This is a genomic window from Streptomyces sp. VRA16 Mangrove soil (assembly GCF_017377775.1).
Lineage (GTDB): Bacteria > Actinomycetota > Actinomycetes > Streptomycetales > Streptomycetaceae > Streptomyces.
On record NZ_JAFVLN010000001.1, the window covers coordinates 449,504 to 469,151 of the forward strand.

14 protein-coding genes and 1 pseudogene are annotated in these 19,648 nt (G+C 72.6%); 6 read left to right on the forward strand and 9 right to left on the reverse strand.

Features of this window, described 5'->3' with window-relative positions:
* Positions 1–9: 9 nt before the first annotated feature.
* Genes J3486_RS01895 through J3486_RS01920 form a run of 6 tightly spaced genes read right to left on the reverse strand, consistent with a single transcriptional unit; the run spans position 10 to position 5,675 of the window.
* On the reverse strand, positions 10–795 hold the full coding sequence (locus tag J3486_RS01895; protein ID WP_207818133.1) for an ABC transporter ATP-binding protein: 786 nt from the start codon (positions 793–795) through the stop codon (positions 10–12).
* Positions 792–1,598 (reverse strand): ABC transporter ATP-binding protein, encoded by an 807-nt coding sequence (locus J3486_RS01900; RefSeq protein WP_207818134.1) that lies wholly within the window; start codon positions 1,596–1,598, stop codon positions 792–794. The genes J3486_RS01895 and J3486_RS01900 overlap by 4 nt, the downstream gene beginning before the upstream one ends.
* Positions 1,595–2,422 carry an ABC transporter permease gene (locus J3486_RS01905; RefSeq protein WP_207818135.1) on the reverse strand — a complete coding sequence of 276 codons (828 nt, stop codon included), beginning with the start codon at positions 2,420–2,422 and terminating at the stop codon, positions 1,595–1,597. The genes J3486_RS01900 and J3486_RS01905 overlap by 4 nt, the downstream gene beginning before the upstream one ends.
* Positions 2,419–3,387 carry an ABC transporter permease gene (locus J3486_RS01910; RefSeq protein ID WP_207818136.1) on the reverse strand — a complete coding sequence of 323 codons (969 nt, stop codon included), beginning with the start codon at positions 3,385–3,387 and terminating at the stop codon, positions 2,419–2,421. The genes J3486_RS01905 and J3486_RS01910 overlap by 4 nt, the downstream gene beginning before the upstream one ends.
* A gap of 10 nt (positions 3,388–3,397) precedes the next feature.
* The gene (locus J3486_RS01915) at positions 3,398–4,918 is read right to left on the reverse strand and encodes an ABC transporter substrate-binding protein (RefSeq protein ID WP_207818137.1); all 1,521 of its coding nucleotides are present in this window, start codon (positions 4,916–4,918) and stop codon (positions 3,398–3,400) included.
* Positions 4,919–4,970: 52 nt separating this feature from the next.
* Positions 4,971–5,675 (reverse strand): DUF1684 domain-containing protein, encoded by a 705-nt coding sequence (locus J3486_RS01920; RefSeq protein WP_207818138.1) that lies wholly within the window; start codon positions 5,673–5,675, stop codon positions 4,971–4,973.
* Positions 5,676–5,931: 256 nt separating this feature from the next.
* Here J3486_RS01920 and J3486_RS01925 point away from each other — a divergent pair, with 256 nt between their 5' ends.
* On the forward strand, positions 5,932–7,053 hold the full coding sequence (locus J3486_RS01925) for a PP2C family protein-serine/threonine phosphatase (protein WP_207818139.1): 1,122 nt from the start codon (positions 5,932–5,934) through the stop codon (positions 7,051–7,053).
* A 281-nt stretch (positions 7,054–7,334) separates the two neighbouring features.
* On the opposite strand, the pseudogene J3486_RS45100 reads toward J3486_RS01925, so the two are convergent.
* Together J3486_RS45100 and ygiD are read right to left on the reverse strand one after the other, a co-directional pair.
* Positions 7,335–7,478, reverse strand: a pseudogene (locus J3486_RS45100) (PTS sugar transporter subunit IIA); the annotation flags it as partial.
* A 28-nt stretch (positions 7,479–7,506) separates the two neighbouring features.
* Complete coding sequence (ygiD, locus tag J3486_RS01935; RefSeq protein ID WP_229377338.1) at positions 7,507–8,400, reverse strand: 4,5-DOPA dioxygenase extradiol; 894 nt, start codon at positions 8,398–8,400, stop codon at positions 7,507–7,509.
* A 320-nt stretch (positions 8,401–8,720) separates the two neighbouring features.
* Here ygiD and J3486_RS01940 point away from each other — a divergent pair, with 320 nt between their 5' ends.
* The 5 genes from J3486_RS01940 to J3486_RS01960 all read left to right on the forward strand — a co-directional run bounded on the left by J3486_RS01940 (position 8,721) and on the right by J3486_RS01960 (position 18,528).
* Entirely contained in the window at positions 8,721–12,506 is a 3,786-nt protein-coding gene (locus tag J3486_RS01940) for a S8 family serine peptidase (RefSeq protein ID WP_207818140.1), read from the forward strand.
* Positions 12,507–12,886: 380 nt separating this feature from the next.
* Positions 12,887–14,146 carry a hypothetical protein gene (locus J3486_RS01945; protein ID WP_207818141.1) on the forward strand — a complete coding sequence of 420 codons (1,260 nt, stop codon included), beginning with the start codon at positions 12,887–12,889 and terminating at the stop codon, positions 14,144–14,146.
* 51 nt (positions 14,147–14,197) lie between these two features.
* On the forward strand, positions 14,198–15,103 hold the full coding sequence (locus tag J3486_RS01950; protein WP_207818142.1) for a hypothetical protein: 906 nt from the start codon (positions 14,198–14,200) through the stop codon (positions 15,101–15,103).
* Entirely contained in the window at positions 15,100–16,197 is a 1,098-nt protein-coding gene (locus J3486_RS01955; protein ID WP_207818143.1) for a hypothetical protein, read from the forward strand. The genes J3486_RS01950 and J3486_RS01955 overlap by 4 nt, the downstream gene beginning before the upstream one ends.
* A gap of 51 nt (positions 16,198–16,248) precedes the next feature.
* Positions 16,249–18,528 carry a hypothetical protein gene (locus J3486_RS01960; RefSeq protein WP_207818144.1) on the forward strand — a complete coding sequence of 760 codons (2,280 nt, stop codon included), beginning with the start codon at positions 16,249–16,251 and terminating at the stop codon, positions 18,526–18,528.
* A gap of 102 nt (positions 18,529–18,630) precedes the next feature.
* On the opposite strand, the gene J3486_RS01965 is transcribed toward J3486_RS01960, so the two are convergent.
* Positions 18,631–19,626 (reverse strand): hypothetical protein, encoded by a 996-nt coding sequence (locus tag J3486_RS01965; protein WP_207818145.1) that lies wholly within the window; start codon positions 19,624–19,626, stop codon positions 18,631–18,633.
* Positions 19,627–19,648: the final 22 nt, after the last annotated feature.

Sequence of the window (19,648 nt, forward strand, 5' to 3'; positions counted from 1 at the left end):
GGCGACGCCTCAGGCCGCCGCCCCCGGCAACCGCGGCACACTCGACAACAACCGCCGCGTGTAGGCGTGCTCGGGAGAACCCAGCACGGCCGAGGTCTCGCCCGACTCCACCACCCGGCCGTGCTCCAGGACCGCGGTGCGCTCGCACAGGGCCGCCACCACGGACAGGTCGTGCGAGACCATCACCACCGTCAGGCCCGCGGTCTCCTTCAGCTCGGCCAGCAGGTCGACGACCTGGACGCGGGTCGTGACGTCGAGCGCCGACACCGGTTCGTCGGCGAGCAGCACCCGGGGGTCGCACACGGTCGCCCGCGCGATGGCGATGCGCTGGCGCTGGCCGCCGGAGAACTCGTGCGCGAAGCGGTTCCCGGCGTCGCCCGGCAGCCCCACCCGCTCCAGCGCCTCGGCCACCCGGCGGTCGGCCTCGGCGCCCGTCGCGACACCGAGCGAGCGCAGCGGCTCGGCCACGATCCCCCGCACCCGACGGCGCGGGTCCAACGACGCGTACGGGTCCTGGAAGACGCACTGCACACTGCGCCGGAACGCCCGCATCTGTGCCCGGTCGCGCCGCCGGAGCGCGCTCCCGTCGAAGCGGACCTCACCGTCCGTGGGGCGGGCCAGGCCGAGCAGCATGCGCAGCAGGGTCGTCTTGCCCGCGCCTGACTCACCGACCAGGGCCAGACTCCGTCCGGCCTCGACGGCCACCGACACGTCCGTGACGACGGGGGCCGCGGCGCCCCGGTACGCGTACGACACCGCGTCCAGTTCCAGTACCGGCACCGTCTGCGCCGTCATCGCGCACCTCCGAACTCCAGCGCCGCTTCCAACTGCCGTGCGCTGTCCACCAGCGCCTTGGTGTACGCCTCGCGCGGCGCCCGTACGACATCGGCGACCGCGCCCGTCTCGACGGCGCGCCCGTCCTTCATCACGAGCACCCGGTCCGTCACCTTCGCGACCACCGCGAGATCGTGACTGACGAAGACCACGGCCATGCCGCGCTCGCGCACCAGACCGTCGATCAGCTCCAGCATCTCGGCCTGCACCGTGACGTCGAGCGCCGTCGTCGGCTCGTCCGCGACGAGCAGCGCCGGATCGCAGGCGAGCGCCATCGCGAGGGCGACGCGCTGGCGCTGGCCGCCGGAGATCTCGTGCGGGAACGCGCGGGCGATCCGGCCGGGTTCGGGCAGCCGCACCTGCTCCAGGAGCTCCGTCACCGCGGTCCGCAGGGCCCCGCCCTTCAGCCCCCGCCGCCTGCGCAGCGGTTCGGCGATCTGCCGGCCCACGCGCATCAGCGGGTCCAGGGCGGTCAGCGGCTCCTGGAAGACGACGGCCGCGCTCCGGCCGCGCACCCCGATGAGCGTCTTCTCGCTCGCGCCGACGATCGGGGTGCCGTCGAGGTCGATGTCGCCCGACACCGTCATGCCCGCGGGCAGCAGCCCGAGGACCGCCAGCGTCGTCAGGGACTTGCCCGAGCCGGACTCACCGATGATGCCGAGGCGTTCACCCCGCGCCACGTCGAAGCCGAGGTCCGAGACGAGCACGCGCCCCTCGGCCGTACGGATCGTCAGCCCGGACACGGACAGCAGCGGTTCGCTCATGCTCCGGCCCTTCCCTTCCGTGCGGTCGGGTCGAGGACGTCCCGCAGGCCGTCCGCGATCAGGTTCACGCCGATCACCAGGAGCACCAGCAGGATGCCCGGGGCCAGCGCGCCCGCGGGCGCCGTCGTGAACGTGGCCTGGGCCTCCTGGAGCATCCGGCCCCACGACGCGTTGGGCGGCGGCGCCCCGAGACCCAGGTACGACAGACCGGCCTCCGCGAGCACCGCGAGCCCGAACTGCAGCGCCAGGTTCACCACGAGCGTCGGCCAGATGTTGGGCAGCACGTGCCCGGCGACGATCCGCGGCCACGACGTGCCCGAGGTGCGCGAGGCCGTGATGTAGTCCTGCGCGAGCACCCGCTTGACCAGGATCCGGGTCAGCCGGGCCACGACCGCGCTCTGCGCGAGGCCGATCGCCAGGATCGCCGAACCGAGCGTCGCCGAGCGCGCGGCCACGATCAGCATCGCGAGCAGCAGCGTCGGGAACGCGATCAGGATGTCGAGCAGCGCCGAGAGCGTGTCGTCGAACCAGCCCTGCGCGAACGCCGCGAGCACCCCGAGGCTCACGCCGAGCACGGCGGCGATCGCCACCGCGCCCAGGCCGGCCTCCAGAGCGATCCGTGACCCGGTCATGAGCTGCGTGAACAGATCACGGCCGAGCTTGTCGGTGCCGAGCAGATGCCCGCCACCGGGCCCCGCGAGCCGACCGCCGGACGTGTCGTCGCTGTCGAACGGCAGCCAGAACAGCGAGACCAGCGCCAGCAGGGCGACGAGCCCGGCGAGCACGCCACCGGTCCACAGCGTCGGAGAGGTCCTGCGCCTCATCGGACCCCACCTCCGGACAGCCGGCCCCGCAGCCGCGGATCCACGATCCGCTGCACGAGGTCCGCGAGGAACCCGATGATCAGCACCCCGAACGTCGAGACGAACAGCACGCCCTGGATCACGGGGTAGTCGTGCTGAGCGATCCCGGTCGCCAGCATCGAGCCGAGGCCGGGCAGCGCGTACACGGACTCGACGACCACCGCGCCGAGCAGCGTGGAGGCGAGTTCGATGCCGAGGACCGAGATGACGGGCACGGACGCGTTGCGCAGCCCGTGCCGCCACATGGCCCGCCCGAAGGAGGACCCGAGCGCCCGCGCCGTCCGCAGATACTCGCTGCCCAGCACGTCGAGCGTCGCCGACCGGACGTACCGGATGAGCGACGCCGACATCACCAGGGCCACGGTGACGACGGGCAGGACCAGCGACCGTACGGCCTCGGCCGGGTCGTCCCAGCCGTCCTGCGGGAAGCCGCCCGAGGGCAGCCAGCCCGCGTTCAGCGCGAAGACGGCGATGAGGATCATGCCGAGCCAGAACACCGGGACGGCGATGCCCAGTTGGGAGACGCCGCTGAGCAGCGCCCCGTACCAGGTGTGCTTCTTGTACGCGGCCACGAACCCGGCCGGCACGGCGACCAGCACGGCGAGCACGAACGCGGACAGCGTCAGTGGCACGGTGACGTTCAGCCGCTGCGAGACCTCGGGCCCCACCGGCAGGGACGACACGAAGGACGTCCCCAGGTCACCGCTCACCAACTGCCCGATCCAGTGCGTGAACTGCTCGGGCAGCGGCTTGTCGGAACCGATGGAGTGCCGGGCCGCGGCGATCTGCTCCGGCGAGGCGCCCACCGAGGTGAGCGCGTTCGCCGGGTCGCCGGGCAGCATCCGCAGGAGCACGAACAGCACGACGGACGCGAGGACGAGGGAGACCAGCAGGAACACCAGTCTCCGCAGGACGTATCTCAGCATGGCCGCGGCGTCAGCTGCTCTTCTTGATGTCGTACGCGAAGAACTGCGAGTTGAGGCCGTTGAGCGGGTAGCCCGACAGCTTCGTGTTCGCGACGACGATCTGCGGATACAGGTACAGCCAGTCGCTCGCCGCGTCCTCGGCGGTCTTGCGGTTGACCTTCTTCAGGAGTTCGGTCTGCTCGGCCGTCGACGACGCCTGCTCGGCCTTCGCCACCCAGTCCTGGACCTGCTTGTCGTCGTAGCCCCAGTAGAAGTCGGGGTTGCCGTACCAGACCAGGTCGCGGTCGTTGACGTGCTCCTGGAGCGTGGCCGTGAAGTCGTGGTTCTTGTAGACCTTCGTGTACCACTCGTCGGGCGTGATCGTGTTGATCTTGACGGTGATGCCGACCTTGGCGAGCTGCGACTTGATGAAGGTCGCGGCCGTCGGGTGCGGGTCGTAGTTCGGGGTGTCCAGCGTGAAGCTGAAGCCCTTCGCGTAGCCCGCCTCCTTGAGCAGCTTCTTCGCCGCGGAGACGTTGTACGCGTTGACGTCCGTCAGGTCCTCGTACCAGGGGTCGGTGGGCGGCACCATCGACCCGATCTCCTTGCCGTAGCCACCCCAGACGGACTCGAGCAGCTTCTTGTCGTCGATCGCGGCGGAGACGGCCTGGCGGACCTTGACGTCCGTGAACGGCTTGGCCTTGTCGTTGAAGGCGAGCAGCAGCTTGGTCGTCGAGTCGCCGTCGTTGACCTTGTAGTTCTGGTTCGACTTGAACTGGTCGAGGGCGTCCGGCGACTGCTCGCTGGTGACGACGTCGACGGCGTTCGTCAGGAGCGCGTTGTTGAGGGCGGTCGCGTCCTTGTAGTAGTGGAAGACGACCTGCTTGTTCTTGGCGTCGGAACCCCAGTAGCCGCTGAACCGGTCGAGGCTGAGCGCCGAGCCCCGGGTCCACTTGTTCAGCTTGTAGGGGCCGGTGCCGTCCTCCGTCGTCTTGAGGTTCTTCGCGTCGGAGTTGATGATCCAGACGTAGGAGAGGTTGTAGACGAAGGAGATCGACTTCTGCGACAGCGTGACCTTGACGGTCTTCGCGTCGGGGGTGGCGATGCCCTTGATGACCTCGAGGTTGGACTTGCGCGCGGACTGCGAGTCCTTCGCGATCACCTTCTCCAGGCTGTACTTGACGTCCTCGCTGGTGAGGGTCTTGCCGCTGTGGAACTTCACGCCGTCGCGCAGGGTGAAGGTGTAGGTGAGACCGTCGCCACTGACCTTGTAGGCGTCGGCGAGGAGCTTGTCGACCTTGCCGTCGTCGGTGAGCCGGAACAGGCCCTCGTAGACGTTGCCGTTGAGCGCCTCGGTCACGCCCTGGCCGCCGCCCGCGGTGTTGTCCAGGTTCTGGGGCTCGTAGAGGGAACCGACGTTGACGGTGGCGTTCTTGTCGTAGCTGCCGTTGCCGGCGGCGGAGTTCGAGCCGCCACCGCCGCAGGCGGCGAGCGTGACGGCGAGGGCGACGGTGAGCACGCCGGCGAACAGGGGCTTCTTGGGGAGCGTCATGACAGGGCCTTACGAAGAAGGGCTGCAGGGGTGCAGGGGTGCGGGAACGTGATCAGTGCGCGGTGCCGGCGGCGCCGCCGCGCAGGACCGGGAGCTTCTCGCCCGCCTCGACGGGCAGATGCAGCCGGTTCTGGCGCGGCGGCATCGGACAGTTGTACTGATCGGAGAAGCCGCACGGGGGCACGAAGGCCCGGTTGAAGTCGAGGCGGACCCGGCCCTCACCGGTGTGCTCGACGAAGAGGAAGCGCCCGGCGCCGTAGGTGTCGGTCCCGTTCGTCGGGTCGCCGAAGACCAGCAGCAGCGTGCCGTCGTCGTCGAACGCGGAGAGCGTGTAGTCGGTGCCGTCGAGCGTCACGGCGATGTCGCCGGGGACGACCTTCTCGCGGGTCCCGCCGTTGTCCCGGAGGTGCTCGAAGGCGACGGTACGGGCGCCCTCGACCGGCGTGTAGGTGGCGTCGACGACCCAGGCCGGGTCGTACGCGTAGGTGTCGACGCGGTCGAAGGCCCGGATCGCGGGGGACTCGGCGTCCCAGAAACGCAGGCCGTGCTCCGGGGCGCCGGTGACCATGTCGGTGCGCTCCAGGGCGGTCACCGTGACGGTCGTGGGGACGTCCGCGCGGGCGGCGTCGAGGTCCGGGGTCTCACCGGCGGGCAGCCAGCGGGTCTCGACCAGGGCGAGGTTGCCCGTGGCGGCGGTGACGGAGCGGTGCCGGTCGGCACGCCATTCCTGCCAGGCGGTTATGCCGGCAACAGACATCGTGAGGCACCTACAGTCAGTGAAGCTTGAACCAAAGCACTCCCTTTATGGTTCATAAGACTCACTAATGTCAAACCGCGCCAAAGAGATGAGACGCAGCGCACAAACGGGCTGACTTCCCAGGTGAGGGCCCCGACCGCGCGGGCGTCCTTCGGAGTGAACTCCCCGGCCCCGGTCGGCGGTGAGACGTGCTCCGGCCATGGAGCGTGTTGCGATGGGCGGCCGACGGCGGCACTCCACGGAAAGGACACCCTCGATGGACGGGACGGCGCAGCGCGCACCCCTGTGGCTGCGCTGTGTGCCGTGGGCGGTGATGGTCGCCGCGCTGATCCTGGAGCTGTCGACACCGGCCGAGGTGCGCGCGACCCCGCTCCTCACCCTCGCCTGCGTCGCCGCCGGCGTGGTGCTGCCGCTGCGCGGCACCCTGGCGGTCGCCGCCGCGGCCCTCACCCTGGAGCTGCTGATCACGGTCGTGCGCGGCACGGAGCACGAGGGCCACGAGTACGTCGACGCGCTGAACGTGCTCGTGGCGGGCGGCGTCGGCGTCGCGGCCAACCGGCTGCGCGGCCGCTACGGCAGCCGGCTCGCCGCCGCCCGGGAGATCGCCGAGGCGGCGCAGCGCGCGGTGCTGCCCACGCCGCCGTCCCGCCTCGCGGGCGCCCCGGTGGCCGTCGCCTACCGCGCCGCGCGGGGCGGGACCCGGGTCGGCGGCGACTTCTACGCGGCGCTCGCCACGCCCTGGGGTGTGCGGTTCGTCGTCGGTGACGTGCGCGGCAAGGGGCTCGGCGCGGTCGGGCTCGTGGCGATCCTGCTCGGCGCGTTCCGGGAGGCCGCCGTGCGGGTGCAGGACCTGGCCGAGGTCGCGGCACGGATGGACGAGGCGGCATCCCTGGAGGCCGAACGGCGCGGCGGCGAGGAGGGCCGGGAGGGGTTCGCGACCGCGGTCCTCGCCGAACTGCCCGCCGCCGCACCGGACCGGCTTCGCCTGCTCAGCCGCGGCCACCCGGCCCCGTACGTCTTCGCGCCGGACGGCGCCGTGCGCGAACTCCCGTACGGCGCACCGGGGTTGCCGCTCGGCCTCGGCCCGCTCGTGGCCGGGCCGGACGGGACGGCCGTCGCGGAGCACCCGCTGCCGCCCGGCGCGCTCGTCCTGCTGCTCACCGACGGCGTGACCGAGGCCCGGGACAGGACGGGCGCCTTCTTCGACCCGGCCCGTGACCTGACCGGCCTGCCCCGGGCCGAACGGGCCACCCCCGGCGCCCTGTTGCATACCGTGGCGGCGGCCGTCGCCGACTGGTCGCACGGCGAGCGCGACGACGACATGGCCCTGCTCGCCTTCGGCCGGACGACGGGCACCGGGCCGGCGGGGGCCGTCTGATCAGTCCTGCGGCGGGGGCGGCGGCGTCGGCGCCCCCGCGGGCGGGGCGATCTTCGCGTACGTACGAGAGACCGGGGTCCCGCCGGGCGCCGCCTCGTCGTGCTGCTCCGGCCGGTCCTCGGGCGGCAGCAGCGCCGCCCGCCCGGCCCCGGGGTCCCAGCCGCGGCCGGCGCCGCGGGCGTTCCGGGTGCCGGGGCGTCCGGCGCGGTGGAGTCGTCGCCCGCCAGGATCCGCCGGACGTCCTCGGGCGTGGCGGCCCGGTCGAGCGCCGCCGAGGCGCCGGGGTCGGCGAGGAGCCGGGCCAGCGCGCCCATGGCCGTCGTGTGCGCACCGGAGTCGGTGGCCGCGAGCGCGACGACGAGCCGCACCGGATCGTTGGTCTCGTGCCCGAAGTTCACCGGGGACGCGAGCCTCAGCCACGACATGCCCGTGCGGCGCACCGCGGGACCGGGCTCAGGTGTTGGTGCCGTCGGCGGGCACTCCCTCGGGAAGCTGCGCCGCGGGCCCGTCGCCCCGGCCGGCGTCCGGGCAGTCCAGGTCGAGCGTGTACGCGGTCATCGACAGCGAACCGAAGCTGTAGCCGTCGACCAGGACGTCCGTGCCGTGTCCCGAGGCCGCGGCGAGACCCGCGAGATAGAGCAGCGGGACGAAATGGTCGGGCGTGGGTACGGCGCTGCCGTAGTCGCGGTGCTCGCGCAGGCCCACGGCGGCGCCCGGGTCACCGAGCATCAGGTCCCTCGCGCTCTCGTCGAAGCGCTGCGCCCAGTCGAAGCCCGACTGTGGCAGCCCCGGGTCGATGCCGCGCAGGTTGTGGACCACGTTGCCGCTGCCGAGGACGAGGACGCCGCTGTCGCGCAGCGCGGCCAGCCTGGTACCGAGGTCGAAGTGGTAGTCCAACGGCTTGTCGGCGTTGATGCTCAGCTGCACCACGGGGATGTCCGCCCCGGGAAAGGCGTGGCGCAGCACCGACCAGGAGCCGTGGTCGATGCCCCAGCTGTCCGCGTCGGCACCCACCCAGGTCGGCTTGACGGCCTCGCTGACCTCGTCGACGAGACCGGGCAGGCCGGGTGCCGGGTACTGCACGTCGAACAACTCCTGCGGGAAACCGTAGAAGTCGTGGATGGTGCGCGGCCTGGGCATGGCGGTGACGGCGGTCGCGTTGATGTACCAGTGCGCCGACACCACGAGGATCGCGCGCGGCCGGGGCACCGCGGCGCCGAACGCCCGCCACGCGGTGGTGTAGCGGTTCTGCTCCAGCGCGTTCATGGGACTGCCGTGGCCGATGAACGCGGCGGGCATCGGCTGCGCGGGTACGGCGTCGGCGCCGCGGTCGGTCTGCGTCGTCATCCTCGTCCTCCGGATGTCAGGGGGCGTGTGAGGTGTACCCGACCGGAACGGGTCACGTCCCGCGTCCGTGCCGGGCGCGGTCCGCGGTTCATCCGGTCGCCATGCCGCGCCGGCCGTCCCGGACGGTCCGGCGGCAACTCGGCCCGGCCGCCCGCCGGTTCCGTTCCCGCGACGCCGTGGCGGTTTCCGGTCTGGCACATTCCCGCCGCCTGCCGCACACCCCGCCCCACCTGTCCCCCTGTCAGGGTGTGTCCACCGCAGCACCACGAGTACACACCGGGAACGGAGACGCTCCCGGTCATCTGGGATGGGGAGCACCGATGCGCGCGATATCGCGGACGGGTCTGGGAGCGGCCGTAGCCGCTGTCCTCGCCGTCACCGCCGGGGGACTGCCGGGGGCGCACGCCGCCCCCGGCGCCTCCGGGGACAGACCCCTGGTCGGCAGCGAGGCCGCACAGGCGAAGGAGAAGGGCGCCGACAACGCAGTCGTCACCCTGCTCACCGGCGACAAGGTGCGGGTCTCCACGGGCGCCGACGGACACCCGACGGCCACCCTGCTCCCCGCCGAGGACGGCACCGAGCCCGTCTACACCACCCGCCGCGTCGGCGACGACCTGTACGTCTACCCCGACGGCGTGCGCCAGAAGATCGACTCGGGGCTCGTCGACGACCAGCTCTTCAACGTCACCGCGCTGGTCGCGCAGGGCTACGACGACGCGCACGCGGACGCCCTGCCGGTGATCGTCTCCTACGACGACGCGGCCCACGTGTCCCGTTCGCTGCCCGCCGAACCGCGCGGCGCCGAGCGCACCCACCGCCTCGGCGTCATCGACGCGGTGTCGTACAAGGCGGACAAGAAGAAGTCGGCGGAGTTCTGGGCGGACCTCACCAGCCCCCGCACCCGCGCCGGCAACCCCGTCGAGAAACTGTGGCTCGACGCCAGGGCGCAGTCGACGATGGCCGACACGACGCAGCAGATCGGCGCCGATCTCGCCTGGGCCGCCGGCTACACAGGCAAGGGCACCAAGGTCGCCGTCCTCGACACCGGCATCGACGCCGAACACCCCGACCTCAAGGGGCAGGTCGCCGCGTCGAAGGACTTCACGGACTCCGACAACGGCACCGAGGACGTCATGGGCCACGGCTCGCACGTCGCCTCCACCGTCGCCGGCACCGGCGCCGCCAGCGACGGCAAGGAGAAGGGCGTCGCCCCCGACGCGTCCCTCCTCGTCGGCAAGGTGCTCGGCAACGACGGCTCCGGCTCCGCGTCCGGCATCATCGCGGGCATGCAGTGGGCGGTGGACTCCGGCGCCGACGTGATCTCGATGAGCCTCGGATCGTCCGCGCCGATCCCGACCTGCGACGACCCGATGAGCACCGCCGCGCAGTCCCTCGCGCGCAGCAGCGACTCCCTGTTCGTCATCGCGGCCGGCAACCTCGGCAAGAGCAACAACACGGTCTCCTCGCCCGGTTGCGCCCCCGACGTGCTGACCGTCGGTGCCGTCGACAGCAAGGACGACACCGCGTACTTCTCCAGCCGGGGCCCCGTCGCCGGCACCCACACCCTGAAGCCCGAGATCGCCGCGCCGGGTGTCGCCGTCAAGGCGGTGGCCGCGGGCGGCCGGGGCATCTACGCCTACACCACCATGTCCGGCACCTCGATGGCGACGCCGCACGTCGCGGGCTCCGCCGCGCTGCTCAAGCAGGAACATCCGGACTGGAGCGGGCAGCGCATCAAGCAGGCCCTCGTCTCCTCCGCCAAGAGCGACCTCACCGGTGACGTCCGCGAGACCGGCGGCGGTTCGCTCCGCGTCGACCAGGCGCTGAAGCAGACCGTGCTCGGCGCGGGCTCCGTACAGGGCGGCAGCTTCGACTGGCCGCAGTCCGCGGGCGACCGCACCACCGTCGACGTCCCCTACACCAACACCGGCGACAAGCCCGTCACACTGACCCTGGACGTCGCGCACGTCACGGGCAACGACGGCTCCGCCGTCCGCTCCCGCGTCGCCTTCCTCGGCAAGCGGACCGTCACGGTCCCGGCGGGCGGGACCGTCAAGGTGCCGCTCGCCCTCGACCCGGACGCGGCCCTCAAGACGGCGCAGTACGGTGACATCACCGGTCGCGTCCTGGCGACCGGGCCCGGCGGTGTGCACGTCTCCACCCCGTTCTCGCTGTACGTGCAGCCCAGGACGGTCAAGCTGACCCTCAAGCTCGTCGACCGCGGCGGCGCTCCGGCCGCCGGCGTCTCCTCGTTCGACGTGATCGGCACCGACGACGCCACCGGCAGCACCGGCGCCAACGACGGCGCCACCGAGCAGACGCTCCGACTGCGCGCCGGGAACTACGAGGTGCAGGCCTTCATCGGCACCCCGGACGCGGGCGACAACCCCAGGCTGTACGACTCGCTCACCTACCTGGGCCGCCCCCAGCTCAGCCTCACCAAGGACACCACCCTCGTCCTCGACGCCCGTAGGGCGGGCCGCCTGAAGGCCGTCACCAAGGACCACGCCACCGAGACCCGCGGCGCCGTCCTCGGCTCGTCCCGCACCTGGGACGACTACTGGATGTACGCCAACACCATCAGCGGCGGCCGGTCCATCCGCGGCTACTACGCCGATGTGCGCGGCGAGGCCACCGACGGCGACTTCGCGTTCACCAGCATGTGGCGCAACGCCGCCCCGCTGATCAGCGACTTCCGCACCGCCGACGGCACCCGGCTGCACCCGTGGGCCGGCTCCACCACCCACGTCAACCTGGACGGCACCGGCATGGCCGAGGTCGTCGCCGCAGGCGCGGGAACGGCCCAGGAACTGGCCGCCGCCGGAGTCAAGGGCAAGATCGCCCTGGTGAAGCTCGCCGACACCGACACCTCCATGTTCAAGCTCGCCGACGCCGCCAAGGCCGCGGGCGCCGTCGCCGTCATCGGCTACCACGACGACGCCGCCCGCTGGACCCCCGCCACCGGCCTCGGCACCGCGCCCGCCCTGCCGGTCCTTACGCTGCCGTCCGACGAGGCCAAGGGGCTCGCCGCGGCCCCGACGAAGGTCACCTGGAAGGCCACGGCCGCCAGCCCGTACCTGTACAACCTCGTCCACACCGAGCACCACGAACTGACCGCGCCGCGCACCTACGTCTCCCAGGACCGTGATCTGGCCCGCGTCGACTCGGCCTACACGTCGGCCGGTGTCGCCGGCGACTTCTCCGACCTGGTCGCCGTCAGCACCGCCGACGGCATCTCCGGCTACCCGGACAGCTTCGACACGGTGTACGCCCCGGGCCGCCGCGCCGAGTACTTCACGGCCGACGCGGACGTCACGTTCCAGCGGATCCTCGGCTCCTCGATGCCGTTCGGCGAGGCGATGCTGAACACCGCGCGCAGCTACCCCAAGGGCGCCCGCCTGAAGGAGAACTGGTACGACGGCGTCCTCGTCCCGACCGCCGCCCGCGACGAGGCCGGTGCCGAGACGCTGGTCGGCGAGCGGCAGGCGAACCTGATCGGCGTCAACTTCAGCGGTGCCTACTGGCGCGACGGCAGCCACTACGGCGCCCCCGGCTCCTTCGGTGACGCCGGCAACCTGAAGCTCACGTACAACGGCGAGGACCTCGGCTCCACCGCCTGGACCTCGGGCGTCTTCGAGGTGCCGGCGGCCAGGGGCACGTACGAACTGACGCTGCAGACCATGAAGTTCGGCTCGCCCGCCCGGTTCTTCCAGCGCTCGAACCAGGTGCAGACCGTCTTCCGGTTCACCTCCGCCGAGGACAAGGACGTCTACTCGCAGGGCCTGCCCCTCCTCTTCCCGAAGTACGGGCTGCCCGAGGACGGCATGAAGACCCTGGCGGCGAAGGACGGCCAGACCCTCACCCTGTCCGCCACCGGCCACCAGGGCTACACGCCCGGACAGCTCGTCGACGCGAAGGTGTCGTACTCCTACGACGGCGGCGAGACCTGGACCGAGGCCAAGACCCGTCGGTCCGACGGCGACTGGAGCGCCACCGTGAACCACGCGGGGGCCTCCGGCAAGCAGGTCACCCTTCGGACGCAGCTCACCGACGACAAGGGGAACTCCGTCACCCAGACGGTGACGCGCGCCTACGACGTGCGCTGACCCGCCCCTCGTCACCCCGCACCGGTCCGCCGGGCGCACCCTCCGGGGTTCGCCCGGCGGACGTGCGCGGTGCCGGGACCGCACACCGGGTCCCGATGCTCCTGCGCGCTCCCTCGCGACTCCATGTGAAGCCCGGGGACGGGGTTCGGCCGTGCCGGGCACCGGGCATCTTGAGAGGGAAAGCGGCTGGAGAGCGGCTTCCGGCCCGTGCTCCGGGCGGCCTACGATGCGGCTGACCCGCCCCGGGCGTGGTGGAGGCTGGTCCCAACTGCCTCATGTGACAGCGGAGTTCGACCTCTGATACATGAGAGGTGCGCGAGAGCGGAGCGTGCCGGCCGGGACAGGGCCGGGGGAGTGGACGGGGGGAGGGGGAGGCCCAAGTGGTCACGCCAGTACGCGGCTTGCGCCGACGGCTGCCGGACGCCGTGCCCGGGATCCAGCTCCTCGGCGTCGTCGTGCTCGCGGCGGGTGTCGGGATCGGCGCGGCCTTCGACCCCTCCGCCCTCATCGGCACCGACGGGTACCTCTTCGGGGCGGGCCTGCTGCTCGCCGTCGGCCTGTACGGCAGCACCAGCGCCATCGAGCGCGACACCCTCCGCGTCGACCTGCGCGGCGTGGTGGCCGTCGTGACCCTCGGCGTCGTCCTCAAGGCCGCCCTCATCGCCGGGGTGATGATCCTCGCGTACGGACGCCCGGAGTACCTGGTCCTCGGTATCGCCGTCGCCCAGATCGACCCGCTGTCCGTCGCGGCGCTCGGCAGATCCGGACGGATGTCGCAGCGGGCCCGGTCGCTGCTGACGGCCTGGGCATCGTTCGACGATCCGATGACGGTCCTGCTGACGCTGTACGTCGCGGGATACGCCTATACGGCGGCGGGGCACCACGGCACCCCGGCCGTGGCCGGCGGCGGAGCCCGTGGCTACGCCCTCGGACTCCTGCTGAACGGGGCGCTGCTGGCGGCCGTGCTGCTGCTGTGGTGGGCGGGCCGCCGGATCGCGACGGCGCGCTCCCTCGGTGCGGACCGGCGCGGCCGGGCCGTCGAACTGCTGCCCGCGGCACTGCTCCTCGTCGTCATGCTCCTGGTGGCCGCCGCCGGCATGCTGATGCTCGCGGTGGCCCTGGCCGGACTCGTGGTCCGGGTCAGAGCCTTCGAGCGGTACGTCGGACGCGCCGTTGACGGCGCGTTCCTGGCCGCGGCGCTCGCGCTCGGCCTGTTCCTCGCCCAAGGAGTGCGGCTGGGCCCGGGGATCCTGCTCGGCGCGACCGCGTTCGCCGCGCAGGCGGTCGTGGCGCTGCTCGTGCTGCCGCTGTTCGTCCGCGGCCTCGAACGCCGGGACCGGGTGGCGCTCGGACTCGGTCAGCAGAACGGGATCACGGCCATCCTCATCGCGCTCACTCTCGAACGGGACTTCCCCGGCACCGCCGGCATCGTGGGTCCCGCCGTGGTGACCGTGAACCTGCTGCACGGCGCGACGAACGGACTGCGGGCCCGGCTGCCCCGCATCCGGCAGCGCGTCGCACCGGGCCGGAGCACGCGCGAGAGCGAACCACCGGAGCAGCGGCGCACGGAACTCGACGGCACCCCGGGGCGTCCTCCCGGGCGTGCCCCGAACCCGGTCGTGGGCCCGCTCAAGTCCTAGACGGCGGGGCAGGCGGCGGCACACGGACGTGACCGGACGGGGAGAGCGTGGATGAGGCAGGGCACAGGGACGACGGCGGTGAGCGGAGCGAGCGGGGCACCCGGCCCCGCCGCCCCCGTTGGCTCGGGCCCCGGGCGTCTCATCCTTCCCCTGGCGGCGGCGCTGATCGTGCTCACCGCCGCCGGTCCCGCGCTCGCCGCCCCCGCCGCGTCCAAGGAACGCGACACCCAGCTCGTCTACTGCCTGGGCGACGCCCACCGCGGCGCCCTCGTGGACGCGGCCGTCCGGCTGGGCCTGGTGCGCCCGGTGCCCGGGGCGAAGGACCGCGTCGTGGTCCCGGGCAAGGGCGGCGGCCCGATGACCGCCGACCGGTGGGCCCGGCGCGAGCAGGACGACTTCGGGCGGGCCTGCGACGCGCTGATGGCGGCCGGCTCCGACCGTCCGGGCGCCACCTCGGGGGAGGACAGCGGCTGGCTCACGACCTTCGTCGACTCGCTGCCCCTCCTGGTGGCGGGCGCCGTGCTCACGCTCGGCGGACAGTACTCCGAGCGCGTCAACGCCGAACGGCGGCGCCGCAGACAGCAGTTGGAGGAGACCTCACAGGCGTTCCGGACGGCCGCCAGGCAGTACCTCAGGGCGTACGAGGAGCAGCCCACCGCCGACCACCGAACGGTCGTGCCGGCCCGGGAGGCGCTGCACGGCGCTCTCGCACAGATCACGGCGGGCGGTGCCCGCGGCCGGGCGGCCCGGCGCGCCGCGGACGACCTGCCGCTGCCGGGACAGCTGCCGGCGGCGGCCGACGGCGAGCTCTACGGCACCGACGAGCGGCGGCATGTGGCGCAGACGGTACGGACGGCGGTGGACCACCAGGTGCGCGCCGTGGCGGACCTCAACCGCTGGGCCGGGTACTGGTGGTGGCGCAGGCTGCGCGAGCGGCGCGACGGCGGTGCGCCATGACCGGGCCGACCGGGGGCAACCCGTACGGCGTACGGGTGCCCGACAACAAGCCGAGGCTGCCGGGGCTCCCGCCCCCGCCGGTCGACGACCATCCGCTGGTGCCCTGGGAGGACGGCAGTCATATCGGCCAGTGGGCGGACGTGGACCACGCCAGGACCCAGCTCGACCACTTCAGGAGAAGCCTGGTGCGCCTGGAGGACGTGCTCAACCCCCGTGTCGGACGCGGCCGTCTGGTCATCGTCAGCGGGCCGGTCGGCATGGGCAAGACCACCCTGATACACCGCTGCATCCACGAGACGATCGAGCACCTCAAGGCCCTCTCCCGCTACCCGCACCCGGAGACGGACGGCGCGCCCCGCCCCACCGTGCCCCGGCACTTCGTCGCGATCCCGAAGGGCTACGACAACGACGGCGGGCAGATGCACACCAACGACAACGGCGAGCGCGCGGGCCTCGAAGCGATTAACGCGCAGATCAGCGCCGGAATCGTCGGAGAACTGGCGAAGCACTTCCCGGACTGGCAGAACCAGCCGGCCGACAACGAGCCGATCCGCACCACGTCGGAGAAGATCAGCCAACTGCTGGCCATGCAGAACTCCTTGCTCTTCGCGGTCATTCCGCACATCGAGTGGTACGGCGCGGGGCTGCGCACCAACTTCCTGCGGACCTGCCTGAACCGCGCGGTGACGAGAGTCGTACTGTTCGCCGAGGTCAGTCACGGCGACGGTGAGGACGCCGCCCGGGTGGTCGAGGAGATCGGCGCCAGCCAGGCGATCACCCATCTCGCGCTCGGTCCCCTCGAAGAGGAGGACACCATGAAATTCAGCCAGAGCCGGCCGTCGGACCACCCCGCCCACGCCGTGCTCCCCGACCTGGCCCGCGAGGGTCTGCTCCGGGCTCATCGCGAGTGGCGCCCCAGGGACGTACGGGAGATGCGCAAGGTCTTCTACGCGACCGCGGAGTGCCGAAGACACGACCGGGCCGACGCGTTCGTCACCTACGAAGATCTGCGGCCGCATCTGCCCGGCCGGCCCAACCTGGACGATCTGCGCTGGGACCCACCGCCCCCACCGGACCCGCAGCCCGGCGAGTGACCCCGCCACCACCCCTTCTCCGTCCTCGTCGGATACGCAAGGAGTGCCATCGTGACCACGGACACCGGAAGGCCATGGCACAGCAACCCGTTTCCCTCGACCCCTGTCGTACGGCTCGACTCCTCCGTCGACCTCGGCGACGCGCGGGTGCCCGCGGCGGACTCGGGCAACGTCACCGTCCCCACCCGCACCCTGGAGGAACTGGACCGGCTGAGCAAGGAGTACTTCGCCGAACCGGCCGTGGGCGGCCGGCGCGGCCGGGCCGTCGCCGTGGTGGGCGACTTCGGGCTCGGCAAGAGCCACGCCCTGCGGGAGGTGTACGCCGAGCTCAGCGCCCGCCAGGACGCACCGGCCCTGTGGATCGTGGACGAACCGGACCGGAACATGGGCTGGATGTACCGCGACCGGCTGCGCGGCCCCGGCGCCACCGAGGCGGGACGCCGGGCGTTCGAGGAGATCGTCCGCAACTACTACGCGTACGTCACCGCCCGGCGGGTCGGCGAACAGGGCGAGGACGCCCGCTTCGGCGACCTCGGTGAGCTGGCGGACCGGCTGCGGGAGGGCAGCCTCGACCCCGGCAAGGTCGTCGCGGCGCTGCGCTACGACCCCGAGGTGATCCACACCGACCTGCGGCAGAAACTCAGCGAGGTCACCGAGCACCGCAGCTTCGCCACGGCGCTCGCCCTGCTGCCCACCCCCGAGTTCACCAGGATGGTGTGGGCGTGGCTGGGCGGGGACGAGCCGGCGCAGCCGCTGCGCGAGCGCGGCATCACCCAGCCGATCGGCGTCGCCGCGGGGGACGAGCGCGGTGAATCGGCCGGCATCCACCGGGTGTTCGACGCGCTCGCCGTCCAGGGCTTCGTGCACGGCCGGGTCGGCCGGCCCTACGTCCTGCTCATGGACTCCCTGGAGAAGGTGCTGGACTGGCCCGACGCGACCCGGCGCACCTTCGTCGACGCCTTCGAGCGGCTGGTGAACATCTACGTCAGCCGCGGCGGCCTGATGATCTTCTCCGTGTCCCCCGAGGGCCTGTCCGCGTTCCGCCCCAGCCTGCACGAGCGCGTCGTCCAGGTCTGGCCGACCGGTTTCGACGAGTCGCTCACGAACGAACTCGTCACGAAGTACGTCATGGCGGGACGCGGCACCGTGGACGACGACCCGCCCCCGCCGCCCTTCGGCGCTCAGACCCTGGAACTGCTGCACCGCTTGACCGAGGGCGTGCCCCGCCAGGTCCTCGAAACCTGCCACCAGGCCTGGCAGTTGAGCGAGGACGAGCGCGGCGCGGTGCGCGAGGTGACCGCGGCGACCGTGCTGCGGGCGGTGCGCGCCCTGCACGAGAAGGTCTCACGGGAGCGGGTCCTCGCGGGAGTGCGCGCGGCCCTGGGCCGGGGGCAGTGGCGGATCGCCTCGCGCGACCCGGTCCCCGAGCGGCTCTCCTCGCCCGAGGGCAGCACGCAGGAGGTGCTGTACTGGCTGGCCCCGGCGGCGAACGCCTACCTCGCCGTGATCCTCACCCCGTCCGTCCTGGTGGCCGCCGACGTCGAGCAGGTCACCGCGCATGTGCACGCGCTGCGCACCGCGGTGAACCCCGCCCGCCTCGAAGTGCTGCTCGTGGTCAACGGCCATCTCTCGCACGCCATGCAGGACCGGCTGAGCAGGACCATCGGGTCCCGGCCGCTGGTGTACCGCCAGACCGGCTTCGTCAGGGCGGCGTACGAGGCTCTGGAGGCGCTCGGCGGACGGCTGCGCGAGGGGCGCAGGGAGGCGGACCTCGCCGACCTCGGCGACCGGATGCGCCGCGAGTTCGAGGCCCAGCGGCGCCAGTTCGCCGAACTGCGCGAGGAGTGGACGGTCCGCCGCGAACCGTTGTCGCCCGACCCGGTGCGCCCGGACGGCGTCGCCGAACCCGCCGAGCCGCCCGACCTGCCCGAACCGGTCAGGCACCGCTTCCGTGAGGCGCTCTCCGTCCTCGACACCGTCAGCCGCCGCCTCACCGACAAGGTCGCCCGGCCCCGCAGGACCACCGGGACCGACCGGGAACTCGGCCAGGAACTCGGCCGGCTCGGCTGTGCCACGCTGGTGCGCATGCTCACGGAGGACTTCCGGGCGGCCGTCGCCGCCTGGTGCCGGGTGCGCCGGGCCCGGGTGCCCAGCGACGAGCAGTGGGCCGAACTGCGCCGGATCTGCCGGGACTACGAGACCTCGGTCGAGGTCCTGCCGGTGCACCTGCTCGGCGGCGCGGGCCCCGCCCACCCGCTGACCGCGGCCCGCACCGTGGAGGTGCTCGCCGAGGAGGTGTGGGGGACGCTCAGCGCTGCTCCGGCACCGTGAGAGCCCGTCTTCGAACCCCCGCCTGCGCCCCGACGCACGACGATCGCACGCACCGACCGCCGCTGCGGGCCCGCCCTCCGGGCGGACGACGGGGGTTCAAAGTCAGGCTCTGAGGCCGTGCAGCGCGCCCGCGAGGGCGCGCAGCCGCGCCTCCGCCTGTCCGACCCGGGTCTGATTGAGCGTCACGCCGATGACGAACTCGCGGGGCGAGGGCCACAGGAAGTACACGGCGCCCTCCTGCACGTCCAGGACCAGCCGGTTCATCGGCGGCCGGGTCCCGCCCGGCGCCCCGACCATCTCCAGCGCGTCGGCGAGCCGGGCGAGATGGCCGCGCAGGGTCCGGGTGAGGTCCTGGTAGGCGGTGCGCCGGGCGCGGATGCCGACGTCCATGAAGCGCGGGCCGAGGAACTCGTCCTCGAACACGTCGCCGACGCAGACCAGGGTCAAGTCCCGGTAGAACGCGGCGTACTGAAGATCCGTCACGCTGAGGTGCGCGCCCCACAGGGAGCGCAGCCGCTGCTCGTACGCGCCGTTCTGGTCGGCGCCCGTGCCCAGGTCGATGCGCAACTGGGCGGAGGGACGCGGGGCCTCGAAGTTCCGCAGCTCCTCGCCGCCGAGCAGTTCGGGCGGCAGGTCGTGCACCTCGGAGCGGATCCGGGACGCGAGCGCGTTCATCGTCCGGTCCATGGCCGCCACGTCTGCGCTCGCGTCGGCCACCGCGGCCAGGTACTCGCCGGGCTTGACGCGCCCGCCCCACAGACCGCCCGCGGGGCCCGCCACCACGGTGCGCATCAGATCGCCGGTGCGCAGCCGGTGCAGCCGCGCGTCCAGATCCTCGGTGCACAGCAGCAGCCGGCTGCCGGGCAGGGCCTCGTCCTGGGCGTCGCCGCCGGACTCGGCGACCGCGCTGCTCAGCGGGGAGCGCTCCGTCCGGCAGACCACGAAGTCGAGGATGCCGTTGCTGTAGTGCGACACCGAGCGCAGCTGCGGGGTGGCCTCGGCGGCCGCCTCGCACAGTTCGGTGATCGTGCCGTGGCGCTCGGGCAGCCAGTGGTACTCCTTGAAGGTATGGATCGTGTGATGCGCCGGGGCTGCCACGAGCGCTCCCCTTCCGGTGTGG